Consider the following 15,264-nt stretch of genomic DNA (forward strand, 5'->3'; position numbering starts at 1 on the left):
AGGTCGCGTCGGGCCTCAAGTACCTTGTACGCGTGCCAGAGCCGTCCCCCACCCGTCCCAAGCGTCGCGGCCGCCTCTTCCGTTTCGGTGCGGCCCTGTTGGTCCTGTGCGGCGTCGCCGCGTACCTCGTGGTGCAGTACGTCACCGGAGGCGGCGGAGCGCGCGGCTGCAAGGTGGTCTCGGACTACGGTGACAGAACGTCGTACGAGTTCACGCCGGAGCAGGCGGTGAACGCGGCGACGATCGCGGCGGTCGGCACCGGGCGCGGGATGCCCGAGCGGGCGGTGACGATCGCGCTGGCGACCTCCCTGCAGGAGTCGGGGCTGCGCAACATCGAGCACGGCGACCGGGACTCGCTGGGCCTGTTCCAGCAGCGGCCCTCGCAGGGCTGGGGCACCGAGCAGCAGATCATGGACCCGGCGTACGCGGCGGGCATCTTCTACGCGCACCTGGCCAAGGTGCCGAACTACACCGATCTGCCGCTGACGAGGGCTGCCCAGGAGGTCCAGCGCAGCGGCTACCCGGAGGCGTACGCCAAGCACGAGTCGGACGCGCAGCTGCTCGCGGCGGCGCTGACCGGGCGCTCGGCGGCCACGCTGACCTGCGACGGGCGCCCGGAGACCACGGCCTCGGCGACGGGTCCGGACGCGGTGCGGGCCGCGCTGGTACGGGATTTCGGGCGGGACGCGCTGCAGGAGACCGGTGCGGAGGTGGGCGGTACGCCCGTGCCGTCGCCCTCTCCCGCGCCGAGCGTGACCGCGACCGCGCAGGGGCGGACGGTGACCGTGCCGGTGCCGCAGGGCACGAAGGTGGACGCGATCGGGCGCGGCGAGCGGCAGCGGGGCTGGCAGCTGGCGCAGTGGGCCGTGGCCAACTCCTCGGTGCTGCACATCCAGCGGGTGGCGTACGCGGGGCGGGAGTGGGCCGCGGGAAGCGGTGGCGGGCAGTGGAAGCCGGCCGCGTCGGACGGGACGGGCGGCGTGGGGCCGTCCCTGGGGGTCGTCCGGATCGTGACCGGACAGTAGATCGTGACCGGACAGTAGTACGGGAGATCCCTCTCAGGGGTTGTACGGGGCCGGTTGGGGCGGCGGTTGGGACGGGCGGCGTACCGTCTCCCGAGTTCCCTGGAAAATCAAGGGCCGTAAGGATTCTGCGGGATTTCGGGCAGACGTTCTTTGCCCGTTTTTATCCACACCTGATAATGCGATGCGTTATCCATTCTTTACCTGGGGCGTCCGCAACCTTCGCGGGCTTCGAGCGGTAGTCACGGCGTCCGAGCCACGACACGGACCGGACACACAACACCGTTCTCTTCCGTCGAATGGAGCATCATGTCCCTCCCTCTGACCCGCCGGATCGCCCGTGCCGCGCTGCTCGTCGCAGCGGGAGCGGCAGCCGGGGTCGGTGCGGCCGGTTCCGCCGGTGCGGCCACGAACCTGCCGGCGGCCCCGAACGTGGGTGGTCTGACCGCCCTGGACGGAGCGCACGTCGCCGACAGCGTCGACGGTGCCGCGCAGAACGTCACCTCACTCGCGGGCCACACGGGCGGCAAGGCGGTCGAGCAGACGGTGCCGGCCGCGGCCAAGACCGGCGGCGGTGCCGTGAAGAAGACGGCGCCGGTCGCGCAGCAGGCCGCCGGCGGCGCTGCCGGGGCGGCGGGGGAAGTCCTCGGGGGCGCCGCGTCCGGCGCAACGAAGGGTGGGGTGACCAACCTGCCGGTGCAGGGGCTGCCGCTGGGTGGCTGAGCGCCGCTTCGACCGGTGACGGGGTCCAGGGAGTTCCCTGGGCCCCGTTGCCTTGTGTGTTGCGTTGTTGCGGTTGTTGCGGTTGTTGCGGTTGTTGCGGTTGTGCAGGGGTACGGCGGGGCTCTACGCCGTCAGGCGGGACACCGCTGCCTGGACGCGTTCGTCCGTCGCTGTCAGGGCCACGCGTACGAACCTTTCGCCCGCCTCCCCGTAGAAGTCGCCGGGGGCGACGAGGATGCCCAGGTCGGCCAGGTGGGCGACCGTGGTCCAGCAGGGCTCGTCGCGGGTGACCCAGAGGTAGAGGCTCGCCTCGCTGTGCTCGATGCGGAAGCCGTGGCCCAGCAGAGCCGCCCGGAGGGCCTCGCGGCGGGCGGCGTAACGCTCGCGCTGGATGCGGACGTGCTCGTCGTCGCCGAGGGCCGCCACCACGGCCGCCTGGGTCGGCGCCGGGGTCATCATGCCGCCGTGCTTGCGGATCTCCAGCAGCGGGCCCAGGACGGCCGGGTCACCGGCGATGAAGGCCGCGCGGTAGCCCGCCAGGTTGGAGCGCTTGGAGAGGGAGTGGACGGCGACGATGCCGTCGTAGGAGCCGCCGTTGACGTCCGGGTGCAGGACGGAGACCGGGTCGGCCTCCCAGCCCAGCTCCAGGTAGCACTCGTCGGAGAACAGCAGGACGCCGTGCTCGCGGGCCCAGGCCACGATGCCGGTCAGATCCTCCTTCGAGAGGACCTTGCCCGTGGGGTTGGACGGGGAGTTCAGCCACAGGAGCTTCAGGCCGGCCGGGTCGAGGTCGCGCGGGTCGTCGTAGACCTCGTAGCCGGCGCGGGCCAGGCGGGCGCCGACCTCGTAGGTGGGGTAGGCGAGGCGCGGGTGGGCCACCCTGTCGCCGGGGCCGAGGCCGAGCTGGGTCGGCAGCCAGGCGACCAGTTCCTTGGAGCCGACGACCGGCAGGACGTGGCGGTGGGTCACGTCCCGGGCGCCCAGACGGCGCTGAAGCCAGCCGATGATCGCGTCGCGCAGCGCCGGGGTACCCCAGACGGTCGGGTAGCCCGGAGAGTCGGCCGCGTCGATCAGGGCCTTCTGGATCAGTTCGGGCACCGGGTCGACCGGGGTGCCCACGGAGAGGTCGACGATCCCGTCCGGGTGCGCGGCGGCCGTCTTCTTGTACGGCTCCAGCTTGTCCCAGGGGAAGTCAGGCAGGCGGTCGCGAAGCGACTCCCTGGAAGGGTGGTGGCGGGCGACGGGCGGGCGGTCGGAGACTGCGGACACGGTCGGTGGCTCTCTTTCGTCGGTGGCGGCAAACGCCTCGGCCCCGTACGGCCGCGATCTGGGCGATCGGGCCGTACGGGACCGAGGCGGCGCGGTTGGCGAGCCGCTTGGCGCTTAGACGGTCACTCGCCCTGCGGCGGCAGCGCGGCGACGAACGGGTGGTCGCGCTCGATCAGCCCCAGCTTGCTGGCGCCGCCGGGAGAGCCGAGCTCGTCGAAGAACTCGACGTTCGCCTTGTAGTAGTCCTTCCACTCCTCCGGAGTGTCGTCCTCGTAGAAGATCGCCTCGACCGGGCAGACCGGCTCACAGGCACCACAGTCGACGCATTCGTCCGGGTGGATGTACAAGGACCGCTGGCCCTCGTAGATGCAGTCGACCGGGCACTCCTCGATGCACGCCTTGTCCTTGACGTCGACACAAGGCTGCGCGATGACGTAGGTCACGCTGTCGTTCCTCCTCGATAGGGCGCTGGCGGGCCTCCTCAGGCTCCGCCGCCTGGCGCGCGGGAGCGCGGCGTCGTCGATGCCCGCCTCTAGTATCTCCGTTCCGGAGCATGATCCGAACAGGAGGGGTGAACTGACCAGTGGAAATCTCGGCGACAGGACACTTGGAAGTCCGCATCACCCCTTCTGACGTGGGAAAACGCGTCTCCGTACGGCGCTTGAGCGAAACTGGTGCGACGCAAGAGAAGTTCACCGACACGGTGGGTGTTCTCACATCATGGGATGCTGGCGTGCTCATGATCACACGACGCGACGGGCAGAGCGTGCGGATCGCCGAATCCGCGTTGGTCGCGGGCAAGGTCGTACCGGCCGCTCCCGCGCGCCGCCGGGGGCCCGCCGCCTCGTACGAGGAACTCGCGCGGGTCTGCTCGCGCGGCTGGCAGCCGCTCGAGACCGAGCGGCTCGGTGAGTGGGAGCTGCGGGCCGCCGACGGGTTCACGCGGCGGGCCAACAGCGTGCTGCCGCTCGGCGATCCCGGCCTTCCCCTCGACGCGGCCCTTGCTGCCGTACGACGCTGGTACGGCGAGCGTGGCCTGCCCGCCTACGTCCAGACGGCCACCGGCGCCGAGGGCACGCAGGAGCTGCTGTGCGCGGAGCTGGAACGGCGCGGCTGGGTGCGGGAGGTGACGGCCGAGGTGTGGACCGGTGCCCTGGCGCCGGTCGCGGACCGCGCCGAGGGCACCGGTGTGGTGCTGTCCCGGCAGGCGGACGAGGCGTGGCTCGCCCGGTACCAGCGCAAGGGGGTGAGCGAGGTGGCCCTGCGGGTGCTCGGTGGGGCTCCGTCGGTGTGGTTCGCGACCGTGCCCGGCGCCGGGGGTGAGCCTCCGGCGGCGATCGGGCGGTGTGTCGTGGACGGGCGGTGGGCCGGGTTCGCGGCGGTCGAGGTGGACCCCGGGCGGCGCCGGCAGGGGCTCGCCACCGAGGTGATGGCCGCGCTGGCCCGGCGGGCGCTGGACGAGGGCGCGTCAGCGGCCTGGCTGCAGGTCGAGACGTACAACGAGGGCGCGCGCGCACTGTACGCCGCCCTGGGCTTCACCCCGCACCACACGTACCACCACTACCGCGCACCGGACGCGCCGGAGACGGACGCGTCCAAGGCCAGGGCCCGGCAGACGCAACCACCCGCCGCTCCGGTCCGGAACCGGGCAGCCGGCCGGCCCGAGGACCGGGGCCGGACAGCGGACACGATCGGCAACCGGGACACGGCCACGGACACACCGGTCCCCCAGGGCCACGCCACCCCACCCACCGACCATCGGAACCCGGCAGCCGCCGGCTCCGAAGACCGGGACCGGACAGCAAACGCGGACAACGACCGGCACGCGGCCACGGACACACCAGGCCACCCCAGCCACACCGCCGCGCCCGCACACCACCGCAACCCCGCAATCACCCCCGTCGGAGCCCCGGAGGCGGGCGATTTGCGGCCGGGCGGGTCGTAGAACCGCTGTGGAAGGGCATGAGCCTGGCATGCGTCACCCGTATCTGCCGCCGCCGTACCCGCCCCCGCCGGAGCGGTCGGCCGAGTTGCGTCGGAGGTTCGCCGAGGAGGCGCGGTCCGAGCGGCCGGACCTGTCGACGCTGTGCCTGCTGATCGGCGCCGAGGCGGACGGTTCGCTGGACGAGGCCGGGATCGACGCCGCGCAGCTGGAGCTGGACCGGCTCGCGGGCGAGCTGCCGTACCGGCCGGGCGGGCCGCACGCGTGGGCGGAGGCCGTACGGCGGCTGCTCGGCGGCCGGTACGACTTCCACGGCACCCCGGCCGACTACGACCGGCTGGAGTCCTCCCTGCTGCACGAGGTGCTGCGCCGGCGGCGCGGGCTGCCGATCCTGCTGTCGGTGGTGTGGCTGGAGGTCGCGCGGCGGGCCGGGGCCCCGGTGTACGGCGTCGCGCTGCCGGGGCACTTCGTGGTCGGCTTCGGCGCGGCGGAGGAGCAGGTGCTGGCCGATCCGTTCGACGGCGGGCGGCTGCTGACCGGGGCCGATACGGAGATGCTGGTGGTGGGCGCCACGGGGGCGCCGCTGGACGCCTCGATGCTGGAGCCCGCGGCGCCGCTGGAGGTCGTCCAGCGGATCCTGAACAACATCCGCGCGTGGGCCTCGGCCCGGCCCGAGCGGTCGGACGTGGCCCTGTGGGCCGTGGAGCTGGCGCTGCTGGTGCCCGCGCATCCGGCCCGGCTGCGCTACGAGCGGGGGCAGCTTCTGGTGCAGCGCGGGGAGTTCGCCTCGGGCGCGCAAGAGCTGGAGTACTACGCCGACCTGGTCGAGGTGGTGGACGAGTCGACCGCGCTCAAGGCACGGCAGCAGGCGCACACCGCGCGCGCGATGCTCAACTGATCCCTCAGAGCCAGCCCTTCTCCCGTGCTGTCCGTACCGCCTCCGCCCTGTTGCGTACCGCCAGTTTCTGGATGGCCGTGGACAGGTAGTTGCGGACCGTGCCCTGGGAGAGGTGGAGGGCCTTGGCCAGTTCGGCGTTGGTGGAGCCGTCGGCGGCCGCGCGCAGCACCTCGCGTTCGCGCTCGGTGAGCGGGTTCGCGCCCTCGGCGAGCGCGGCGGCGGCGAGCGTGGGGTCGATGACCCGCTCGCCGGAGAGCACCTTGCGGATCGCCTCGGCGAGCTGCGCGGCCGGCGCGTCCTTGACGAGGAAGGCGTCGGCGCCGGCCTCCATGGCGCTGCGCAGATAGCCGGGGCGGCCGAAGGTCGTCAGGACGACGAGCTTGACCTGCGGAAACTCCCGGTGGACCTGCGCGGCCGCCTCGATGCCGGTGCAGCCGGGCATCTCGATGTCGAGCAGCGCCACGTCCACGCCGTGCGCGCCGACGGCGGCCAGCACCTGGTCGCCGCGCGCGACCTGGGCGACGACCTCGATGTCCTCCTCCAAGCCGAGCAGCGCGGCCAGGGCCTCGCGGACCATCGACTGGTCCTCGGCGAGAAGGACCTTGATCGTGATCGTCATGCCCCGGATCCTACGTGCCCCCCAGGGGCCGCGGGGACGCGGGCGACCAGCCGGAACCCGTGCCTGATCCGGCCCGCCTCCAGGGAGCCGCCGGCCTTCTCCAGCCGCTCGGTGAGGCCGATCAGACCGTTGCCGGGTCCGCTGCCGGAGCCGCCCGAGCCGTTGTCCTCGACGGAGAGTTCGAGCATCGCGCCGTCCAGGGTCTGCCGGTGGGCGAGCTGGACGAGGCACTTGTCGGCGCCGCTGTGCCGGACCACGTTGGTGATCGCCTCGCGCAGCGCCCAGGCGAGCGCGGACTCGGACTCCTCGGGGACGCCGTCGAGGCCGGGCTCGGCCGGCACCTCGGCGATGACACCGGCGGCGGTCAGGGCGACCTGGGCGCCGGCGAGCTCGGCGGCGAGCCGGGGGCGCCGGTAGCCGGTGACGGCCTCCCGGACGTCGACCAGGGCCTGCCGGCTGACCTGCTCGATGTCGGCGACCTGCTGGGCCGCCCTGTCGGGATGGTCGGGCAGCATCCGGCCGGCCAGCTCGCTCTTCAGCGTGATCAGGGAGAGCGAGTGGCCGAGCAGGTCGTGCAGGTCGCGGGCGAGGCGCAGCCGCTCCTCGTTGGCGGCGAGATGGGCGACGGTGGCCCGCGCCTTGCGCAACTCGACCGTGGTACGGATGAGTTGACCGACGCCGACCATCGCGAACCCGATCAGCGGGACGAGGAGCAGGCTGTCGTCCGGCTTCTCGTGCCAGCGCAGTCCGACGAGGAACATCACCGCGGTCGCCGCGGGGATCGCCCAGAACGCGGCCCGGACCGGGAGGGTGGCCCCGCAGGCGACCGACAGGTAGATGAACAGGCCGATCCAGGCGTCGCCGAGGGTGTATGTCAGCAGGGGGGCGAGGACGGCGAGGACCGAGAGCAGTGAGATGACGACTCGCGGCGTGAAGTGCCGGCCGATGTTCCGGAAGACCAGGGTCAGGTAGGCGGTGACGAACGCGGCGAGGCCGGTCGCGCCGGCGACCGTGGCGAGCGTGGTGTGGTGGCCCGAGGTCAGGTCCTTGACCGGCGAGTTGAGGAAGACCAGCCAGACCCCGATCCACAGGATCTTGACCATCAGCTCGCGTCGGTTGTGCGGCCCCTGCCCGATCCGCACCTGGGGCTCCGGCCGCTTCCCGCCGGCCTGCGGGTCTTCCGTCATCGTGCTCACGCCTTCAGCGTGTCCTTCCGGTACAGCCAGGCCGCGCCGCCCGCGAAGAGGACGAAGTAGACGGCGAGGATGGCCACGTCCGTCGCGTGCGGGGCCTGGCTCTGTTCGATCGCCCGCCCCAGTGCAGCGTACGCGTGCGTGGGCAGCCACTTCGCGATGTCCTGCAGGAACTGCGGGAAGGTGGTGGACGGCATCCACAGGCCGCCGAGGATCGACAGACCGAAGTAGATGATCATCGTGATCGGGCGGACCGCGTCACCGGAGGCGACATAGCCGATGGCGACGCCGAGCGCGGCGAAGACGAGGCTGCCGGCCCAGATGACCCCGGTGAGGGCGAGCCACTGCCAGGCGTCCAGGTGGACGTGCTTGATCGCGGCGGCGGCCACGAACACCACGATGATCGACGGCAGGCTCACCACGGCGGCGCTGGCGGTCTTGGCGAGGACATAGCCGCGTCCGGGCAGCGGGGTCAGCCGCAGCTGCCGTACCCAGCCGCTCTCGCGCTCCTTGGCGATGCGCTCGCTGTTGCCCATCAGGACGGCCGTCAGGGCGCCGAAGGAGGCCATGGAGACCATGAGGTAGGTGGCGACGGTCAGGCCGGTGCCGTCGACCTTGGAGGTGGAGCCGGAGCTGCTGGAGAAGATCAGGAACAGGATCGAGGGGTAGAGCACCGAGAAGAACAGGAACTTCCGGTTGCGGAAGGCACGGGCCAGTTCGAGCTTGATCAGGGAGTTCATGACTGCTTGGCCTCCTCGGCCTCCGTGATGGCGACGAAGGCCTGCTCCAGACCGAGACCGGCGACTTCGAGGTTGCGGGGGTAGACACCGAGGCCGTACAGGGCGTGCACGGTGGCGTCGGCGTCGGACGACTGGATGCGGACGGTCTGACCGGAGACGTCTATCGAGGTGAGGAACGGCAGGGCGCGCAGGGCGGCCTCGTCGGTCTGCCCCTCCAGGTCGAAGGAGACGCGGCGGGCGCCGGCCTTGGCCTTGATCTCGGCGGCGGTGCCGTCGGCGAGGAGCCGGCCGCGGTGCAGCACCAGGACCCGGTCGGCGATGGCGTCGGCCTCTTCGAGGTAGTGGGTGGCGAAGAGGACCGTACGGCCCTGGTCGGCCTGCTCGCGCATGGTGGCCCAGAAGGCCTGCCGGGCGGAGACGTCCATGCCGGTGGTCGGCTCGTCCAGGATGATCAGGTCGCTGTCGCCCGCGGTGGCGAGGGCGAAGCGGACGCGCTGGGCCTGGCCGCCGGAGAGCTTGTTGACCTTGCGGTCGGCGATCTGCGCGATGCCCGCGCGGGCCATCACGTCCGCGGCCTTGTACGGCTTCGGGTGCAGGGAGCAGCTCAGCCTGACCAGTTCCGCGACGGTGACCTCGTCCATCAGCCCGCCGCTCTGCAGCATCGCCCCGACCCGCCCGGCGACGATCGCGTCGCGGGGGGTGCCCCCGAAGAGGCTCACCGTGCCGCTGTCGGGGTGCTTGAGGCCGAGGAGGAGGTCGAGGGTGGTGGACTTGCCGGCCCCGTTCGGGCCGAGGAGGGCGACGGTCTCGCCCGGGTACAGCCGGAGCGAGAGCCCGTCGACGGCCCGCACGCTCCCGTACGTCTTGGTCACCTGGTCGAAGCCGACCACCGGGGTGGTGGTGGCCGGTGCCGCAGTTGTCGTCATGGCATCCATGCTCGCGGCGCGGGCCTGGCGCCGGGCAGTGTCGGGGGTCCTGGGTGCCGGATGACAGATGTCATGCCGAACGGGTGACAGGCCTGGCGAAGGGGGCGTCCGCCGAACGCGGGACGCCCCCTGTCGTGTGTGGCTCGGCTAGGTGGGGTTGGTGTCGATGACCGCGACCCGGTTGGTCGTGCTCATCAGGGCCTGGCGCAGGGCGACATAGACGTCCTGTGGGGTGACGGGCGTCTTCTTGCCGTTGGCGCGGGTGATGAGCACGCCGTCGAAGGCCTTGCCGTAGAGCTGCTTCAGGGCGTTCAGGTCGGGCTTGTCGACCAGCTTGCCGTCCGGAGTGGGCACCACCTTGAGGAACTTCCAGAGCGATTTCTCCGGGCTCATCAGCACCGCGTGCCCCGGGCCCGCCGACACCGTCACCTTGGCCGACATCGCCGGCTTCGCGAACTCCTTCATCTCCTGGTCGACCGCCGCGTTCGACACCGTCGGCTGCTTGGTCGTCGTCGGGACGGTGACCGGGGCCGCCGTGTCCGTCTCCACCAGAGTGCGGTAGGCCTGTTCGACCGCCTGGGTCGACTGGGCGGCGTCGATGGCCTTGCCCGCCTTGCCGTAGACGGCGACCGCCTGGCCCGGCTTGAAGTCGATGCCGCCCTCGACGACCGAGCCGGAGCCGCCGCCGGCCTGCTGGAGCGCGGCCTGGAGCTTCTCCTCGTCCACCGGCATCTCGGGGTCGATCACCCGCTTCTGCCCGAAGAGGGAGCCGATGACGTGCACCGGGTTGTAGTCGCTGGTCGCGGCCTTGCTGACGGTGGCCTGGAAGTCGAACTGCAGACCGGCGTTCTCCGGGGTGAGGTTGACCGTGTTGCCGCCGACGGAGAGCTTCAGCGGCTTGTTCACCCGGCCGCCGAAGGCGTCGTCGAGCTTCTTGACGGCGTCGTCACGGGTGCCGCCGCCGATGTCCACGCCGAGGACCGTGGTGCCCTTGGGCACGTCGGTGTGGTTCATCAGCAGTCCGGCGCCGTAGGCACCGCCCGCGACGACGACCACGCCGGCGCCCAGCAGCACCAGCTTGTTGCGGCCCTTCTTCTTCGGCTTGGCCTGCGCCTTGGGCGCGCCGGACGGCTCCGGCTTGGCCGGGGACTGCGGGGCCGTGCCGCCGAACGGGGAGGCACCGGCCCCGGGGACGACCGGGATGCCGCTGGTGACGGTGTGTCCGGAGACGTTGTCGGCCGGACGGTAGCCGGGCGTGCCCGGTTCGGGGGCCGGCTTCTGCGGGGTGAGGATCGCGGTGTCGTCGCTGAGGCCGCCGCCCGGGCCGAGACCGCTCGCACCGGGGCCGGCGGCCGGGGCGCCGGGTCCGGCGGGGCCACCGCCCGGCAGGCCGGGTACCGCGGGCCCGTCGAGGTCGGCGAGATCGGCGAGGGCGCTGCGCGGGGGCCGGCCGCCGGGGCCGTCGTAACCACCCGTGCCGAGCGGACCGCCCGTGCCGGACAGGCCGTCGAAGGGCTCGCCGACCGACGGGAGGAGGGGGCCGTCGCCGGTGACCGGGCCGCTGGTGGGGCCGGCCGGGCCCTGCGGGCCGCCGGAACCGCCGTGGCCGTGCGGGCCGTTGAAGCCGCTGGGACCACCGGGGCCGCCGAGGCCGCCGTGCCCGTTCGCACCGGGGGCGCCGGGGAAGCCGTTCTGGCCGTTCGCGCCCGGCGTGTCGCCGAGGCCGTCGTGGCCGCCCGCGCCCGCCGGACCCGAACCCGCCGAGCCCGTGCCGCCGAAGCCGTCCTGGCCGCTGTTCTCCGAGAAGTACGGCAGGTCGTCGCGGCGCGCGTCGCCGCCGGCCGCGCCGGGGCGGGAGCCGCCGCCCAGCGGGCCCGCGTTCAGTGCCTCGGTGACGTCGAAGGAGCCGGTGCCGCCGCCGTGTCCGGGGGCGACGGGGCCGCCGGTCGCGCCGGGCAGGCCCTTGCCGGAGCCGGAGCGGGGGCCGCCCGGGACACTCATGGAGCCCACCACACCGCCGGGACGGCCGCCGCCGGGACGTGCGCCGGTGGTACCGGCCGCGCCGGACGCTCCCGAACCGCCCGGGCGGGTGCCCGACGCGCCGGGGGCGGAGCTGGAACCGCCGGGGATCCCGGCTCCGTTCGTGCCGCCGCCCGGAGCGCCCTTGCCGCCGGACTTGCGGGGCGCGAACCAGTCGCTGGTCTTCTCCTCGGCCTGGGCTGCGGGCTCGGCGGGGGATTCGGCGGGGCCGGTGGCGGTGCGGTCGGCCGCGGGCCGCGGGCCGGTGTCGGGCGCCTCGTCACGGGTGCTCTCGCCGTCGCCGACAGGCTTGCGCACGACGACCGGCGGGATGGGCCGGGACCCGGGAATGTTGATCCGGATCCGGGTCGTCAGCGTGGTCTCGGTCTTCTTCTCCGGTCGCGTGGCCGAACGGCCGGCGTCCGTACCGTCGTCGGAAGCCATGGGGGTCCCGTACGGCGGCGTGCCGGAGGGGTATGCGGCTCCGCCGCGCCCGTTGGGCCCGGAGGACGGAGTGTCAGTTTCACGACTCAAGGCAGGTTCTCCCGGTTGGCTCCGCCGCCCTTACGACCTGACTGCTTTGGGGGTCCCCCCAACTCGAGCGAAGTCGAGAGCTTGGGGGAGGCTCGGCGGCGCGCACCACCATACTGGCCACGTCTGGCGCTTATCCCGTGACCACTGAGGAAACCCACACCGGACTCCCACGTGCGCCGCACGGCGAAGTGGTACGTCACTTGCCAAGTCGGGCGGGACCGCCCCGAGGTTGCCGCCCGGCGCCAAGGGTGGCACAGATCACAGCGAGGGCCATGCCGCCGAGCAGGAAGAGATAGGAGCCGAGTCCCGCGCCGAACAGGAAGTCGCCCTCGGGACGCGAGGTGCTGAGCAGGATGACGGTGACGACCCAGCCCACCACCGGCGCGACCGCCCCGCCCCGGCCGCCCGTGGCGTACGCCCCGCCGAGGAACAGCCCCGCCGCGCCCGCGAGGGCCAGCAGCAGCCCCCCGGGGAACCAGGCGGCCTGCACGAGGGCCCCGGCGAGGCCGATGACCGCGCCGAGCAGGAAAAGGCCGGCATAGGCGGCGATTCGCCCTGCCGAGGGCCGTCGCAGCGGCTGGGCGAGCAGCGGCCCCTGTCCCGTGTTGCTCATGAGGTCTCCTCCGCGTCGAGGCCGAGGCCGGCGAACAGGTCGGTCTCCCCGGGCCGGCCCTCGCCGCGCACCAACTCGTAGTACTCGGTGGTGAACAGCGGCTGGGCCAGTTCGTTGGAGAGCGCGAAGTAGGGCTCGGCCACCTCGATCTGGGTGACGTGGGCGCGCATCGCGGCGGCCTTGGCCGGGGCGAAGGCTGTCCCCTCGATGCTGGTGGTGACCCGCTCGTCGGCGACCACGCCGGGTACGTCCGCCGCGGTGGCGCCCTTGTCGAAGGGCAGTACGGCCAGCTCGTCCTGGAGTCGGGCGAAGGCGGCCTCGACGACGGAACGCGGCACCCGGTTCCAGTACACCTTGTCGACCCGGTGCCCGCGCTCGTCCGCGAGCTCGACGGCGCGCATGGCGACGCGGTGGGCCTGGATGTGGTCCGGGTGGCCGTAGCCGCCGTTGTCGTCGTACGTCACGAGGACCTGGGGCCGGACCTCGAGGATCACGTCGGCCAGACGCCCCGCGGCCTCGTCCACGTCGGCCTGCCAGAAGCACCCGGGGTCGTCGTTGTCCGCAATGCCCATCATCCCGGAGTCGCCGTACCGCCCCGCGCCGCCGAGCAGCCGGGCATCCGCCACACCCAGCGCGCGCACGGCGGCGGCGAGCTCCCCGCGCCGGTGCGCGCCGAGCGCGGGCCCGGTCAGGTGCCGCAGCTCCGGCGGGATGACCTCGCCCCGCTCCCCGAGGGTGCAGGTGACCAGGGTCACATGCGCGCCCTCGGCCGCGTACCTGGCCATGGTGGCGCCGTTGTTGATCGACTCGTCGTCCGGGTGCGCGTGCACCAGGAGAAGACGCCGGGCGGAGAGTTCCGTCATGGGACCACCCTACGAGGCAACGGCGCCCCTGCCGCGCCTTGGGCGGGGCCGGGTGACCTCATAGGCGCAGTTCGGCCCAGACGGTCTTGCGCGGGAACCGGCCCTCCGCGACGTCCCAGCGGTCGGCGAGCGCGTCCACGAGGAGGAGGCCACGACCGGACTCGGCCTGCACGTCCGCCGCCCCGAGCCTGGGCAGCCGGTCACCACGCGTGTCCGTGACCTCGATGCGCAGGGTGCGGCCGACCACGTAGAGCGTGAGCCGGAAGCTGCGGCCGGGCAGACGGCCGTGGGTCGCGGCGTTGGCCGCCAGCTCGGCCGCGATGAGCGTCGCGGGGTCGGTGGGCAGGCCCCAGCTGCGGAGCTGGTCCGCCGCGAGCAGCCGGGCCAGGCGGGCGCCGCGGGGGGTGCAGGACAGCAGGACGGTGAAGTTCGGGACGGTGCCGGCGAGTTGGGAGTTCGTCTCGGCGATTTTCTGATTCACGTCACTCAGAGTGGCCACAGACGCCTACCGTGATGAGTGACCAAGCAGTTGCGTACGGTGACTGTCCGGGGATTGTCCGGTGTGTCGGGGCTTGTCGGGAGGGGTGGATGACGGTCGAACTCAAGGACGAGGCGGACGAGCCGGGTTGGGAGGTGGATCCGGACGACGAGTGGGGTGTCGCGGTCATCGCCACGGTCGGTCGACAGCTGAAGCTGCGCCGGGAGGCGGTGGGGATGAAGGCCGGCGACTTCGGCAAGGCCGTCGGCTACGGCGAGGACCTGGTCTACAAGATCGAGGGCGGCAAGCGGATTCCCCGGCCGGAATATCTGGACAAGGCCGACATGGTGTTGGGGGCGGGTGGGTTGATCGCCGCGATGAAGGAGGACGTGGCCAAGGTCCGGTATCCGAAGAAGGTGCGGGCTCTGGCGGAGCTGGAGGCCAAGGCGGTCGAGATCGCGCTGTACGAGTGCCACGTCATCGCTGGGCTGTTGCAGACACCCGAGCACGCACGAACGGTCATTGGAGCAGCCCAGCCGCCGTACTCGCCGGACGACGTGGAACGCATGGTGTCCGCGCGTCTGGCCCGGCAGTCGGTCTTCGAACGCTCGCCCGCTCCAGCGCTCAGCTTCGTCCTGGAAGAGGGAGTCCTGCGGCGTCCCATCGGGGGCACAATGGCGTGGCGGCAGCAGCTCGAACGTCTGCTGGAAGTCGGGCGGTTGCACAACGTCGTGCTTCAGGTGATGCCGATGAACTGCGACACCCACTCGGACTGGACGGCCGGATCGAACTGCTCAAGTTCGCGGACGGTACTGCCGTGGGCCGCTCCGATGGCGCGTTCAACGGCCGGTTGATCTCCGAGCCCAAACACCTGCGCGTCCTTGAGCTGCGGTATGGCACGATCCGGGCTCAGGCGCTCTCTCCGCGGGAGTCGCTGGCCTTCATCGAACAACTGGTGGGAGAAAAATGAAGCTGGCGTGGTTCAAGAGCAGCTACAGCGGCGGCAACGACGGCAACTCTTGCGTCGAGGTCGCGATAGCACCCCGCACCATCCACGTCCGCGACTCCAAGAACACCACCGGCGCCCAACTCACGCTGACGCCGCAGGCCTGGGTCGGCTTCCTGCGCGGAGTTGGCGCGTGAGTCTCAGAACTTGATGCTGCTGATCATGCTGGCGACGTTGGTCGTCAGTTGGCTGATCGTGGGGGCGACGGTCGAGGAGGCGAGGTAGAAGCCGAGCAACATGCAGACGATGGCATGCCCGCCCTTGAGCCCCGACTTCTTGATCAGCAAGAAGACGATGATCGCCAGCAGCACCACCGCCGAAATCGAGAGTGCCACGGCGGCTCACCTCCAAAGATCGCCAGATCTAGATCAGTTGAGCAAATCCATGCAGACGCCAGCAGGTTCATACCCACACAGCGG

15 protein-coding genes and 2 pseudogenes are annotated in these 15,264 nt (G+C 72.1%); 6 read left to right on the plus strand and 11 right to left on the minus strand.

Annotated elements, in window-relative coordinates:
- The first annotated feature begins 32 nt into the window (after nucleotides 1-32).
- Entirely contained in the window at nucleotides 33-1,025 is a 993-nt protein-coding gene (locus tag ACWGJ5_RS24045) for a heavy metal transporter (protein ID WP_453311728.1), read from the plus strand.
- Between the two features lie 306 nt (nucleotides 1,026-1,331).
- A complete protein-coding gene (locus ACWGJ5_RS24050; RefSeq protein ID WP_453311729.1) occupies nucleotides 1,332-1,745 on the plus strand; it encodes an ATP-binding protein in 414 nt (137 codons plus the stop codon).
- 123 nt (nucleotides 1,746-1,868) lie between these two features.
- Here ACWGJ5_RS24050 and ACWGJ5_RS24055 read toward each other — a convergent pair whose 3' ends face one another.
- Complete coding sequence (locus tag ACWGJ5_RS24055; RefSeq protein ID WP_453311730.1) at nucleotides 1,869-3,014, minus strand: bifunctional succinyldiaminopimelate transaminase/glutamate-prephenate aminotransferase; 1,146 nt, start codon at nucleotides 3,012-3,014, stop codon at nucleotides 1,869-1,871.
- A gap of 122 nt (nucleotides 3,015-3,136) precedes the next feature.
- Entirely contained in the window at nucleotides 3,137-3,457 is a 321-nt protein-coding gene (fdxA, locus tag ACWGJ5_RS24060) for a ferredoxin (protein ID WP_030746389.1), read from the minus strand.
- Nucleotides 3,458-3,597: 140 nt separating this feature from the next.
- On the opposite strand from fdxA, the pseudogene ACWGJ5_RS24065 reads away from it, so the two are divergent.
- A pseudogene (locus ACWGJ5_RS24065) lies at nucleotides 3,598-4,590 on the plus strand (GNAT family N-acetyltransferase); the annotation flags it as partial.
- Between the two features lie 397 nt (nucleotides 4,591-4,987).
- A complete protein-coding gene (locus tag ACWGJ5_RS24070) occupies nucleotides 4,988-5,854 on the plus strand; it encodes a transglutaminase family protein (RefSeq protein WP_453311731.1) in 867 nt (288 codons plus the stop codon).
- 4 nt (nucleotides 5,855-5,858) lie between these two features.
- Here the strand turns inward: ACWGJ5_RS24070 and ACWGJ5_RS24075 are convergent, their stop codons facing one another.
- The 8 genes from ACWGJ5_RS24075 to ACWGJ5_RS24110 form a co-directional block, all read right to left on the minus strand.
- Entirely contained in the window at nucleotides 5,859-6,473 is a 615-nt protein-coding gene (locus ACWGJ5_RS24075) for a response regulator (protein WP_453311732.1), read from the minus strand.
- Nucleotides 6,470-7,660, minus strand: a complete 1,191-nt coding sequence (locus ACWGJ5_RS24080; protein ID WP_453311896.1) for a sensor histidine kinase — start codon at nucleotides 7,658-7,660, stop codon at nucleotides 6,470-6,472. The genes ACWGJ5_RS24075 and ACWGJ5_RS24080 overlap by 4 nt, the downstream gene beginning before the upstream one ends.
- A 5-nt stretch (nucleotides 7,661-7,665) precedes the next feature.
- Nucleotides 7,666-8,406, minus strand: a complete 741-nt coding sequence (locus ACWGJ5_RS24085) for an ABC transporter permease (RefSeq protein WP_453311733.1) — start codon at nucleotides 8,404-8,406, stop codon at nucleotides 7,666-7,668.
- On the minus strand, nucleotides 8,403-9,332 hold the full coding sequence (locus ACWGJ5_RS24090; RefSeq protein ID WP_453311734.1) for an ABC transporter ATP-binding protein: 930 nt from the start codon (nucleotides 9,330-9,332) through the stop codon (nucleotides 8,403-8,405). Before ACWGJ5_RS24090 ends, ACWGJ5_RS24085 begins: the two co-directional genes overlap by 4 nt.
- A 147-nt stretch (nucleotides 9,333-9,479) precedes the next feature.
- Nucleotides 9,480-11,885: a hypothetical protein gene (locus ACWGJ5_RS24095; protein WP_453311735.1), complete on the minus strand. Its 2,406-nt coding sequence runs from the start codon at nucleotides 11,883-11,885 to the stop codon at nucleotides 9,480-9,482.
- Nucleotides 11,886-12,081: 196 nt separating this feature from the next.
- On the minus strand, nucleotides 12,082-12,498 hold the full coding sequence (locus tag ACWGJ5_RS24100) for a DUF6113 family protein (protein ID WP_453311736.1): 417 nt from the start codon (nucleotides 12,496-12,498) through the stop codon (nucleotides 12,082-12,084).
- A complete protein-coding gene (gene mshB, locus ACWGJ5_RS24105) occupies nucleotides 12,495-13,361 on the minus strand; it encodes an N-acetyl-1-D-myo-inositol-2-amino-2-deoxy-alpha-D-glucopyranoside deacetylase (RefSeq protein WP_453311737.1) in 867 nt (288 codons plus the stop codon). Before mshB ends, ACWGJ5_RS24100 begins: the two co-directional genes overlap by 4 nt.
- A 58-nt stretch (nucleotides 13,362-13,419) precedes the next feature.
- Complete coding sequence (locus ACWGJ5_RS24110; RefSeq protein ID WP_453311738.1) at nucleotides 13,420-13,842, minus strand: ATP-binding protein; 423 nt, start codon at nucleotides 13,840-13,842, stop codon at nucleotides 13,420-13,422.
- Nucleotides 13,843-13,949: 107 nt separating this feature from the next.
- Here ACWGJ5_RS24110 and ACWGJ5_RS24115 point away from each other — a divergent pair.
- Together ACWGJ5_RS24115 and ACWGJ5_RS24120 are read left to right on the plus strand one after the other, a co-directional pair.
- Nucleotides 13,950-14,809, plus strand: a pseudogene (locus ACWGJ5_RS24115) (helix-turn-helix domain-containing protein).
- Nucleotides 14,806-14,982, plus strand: a complete 177-nt coding sequence (locus ACWGJ5_RS24120; protein WP_453311739.1) for a DUF397 domain-containing protein — start codon at nucleotides 14,806-14,808, stop codon at nucleotides 14,980-14,982. Before ACWGJ5_RS24115 ends, ACWGJ5_RS24120 begins: the two are co-directional and overlap by 4 nt.
- A gap of 3 nt (nucleotides 14,983-14,985) precedes the next feature.
- Here ACWGJ5_RS24120 and ACWGJ5_RS24125 read toward each other — a convergent pair whose 3' ends face one another.
- Complete coding sequence (locus ACWGJ5_RS24125; RefSeq protein WP_228623323.1) at nucleotides 14,986-15,180, minus strand: hypothetical protein; 195 nt, start codon at nucleotides 15,178-15,180, stop codon at nucleotides 14,986-14,988.
- Between the last annotated feature and the right edge of the window lie 84 nt (nucleotides 15,181-15,264).

The sequence above is a fragment of the Streptomyces sp. NPDC054783 genome (assembly GCF_053611725.1).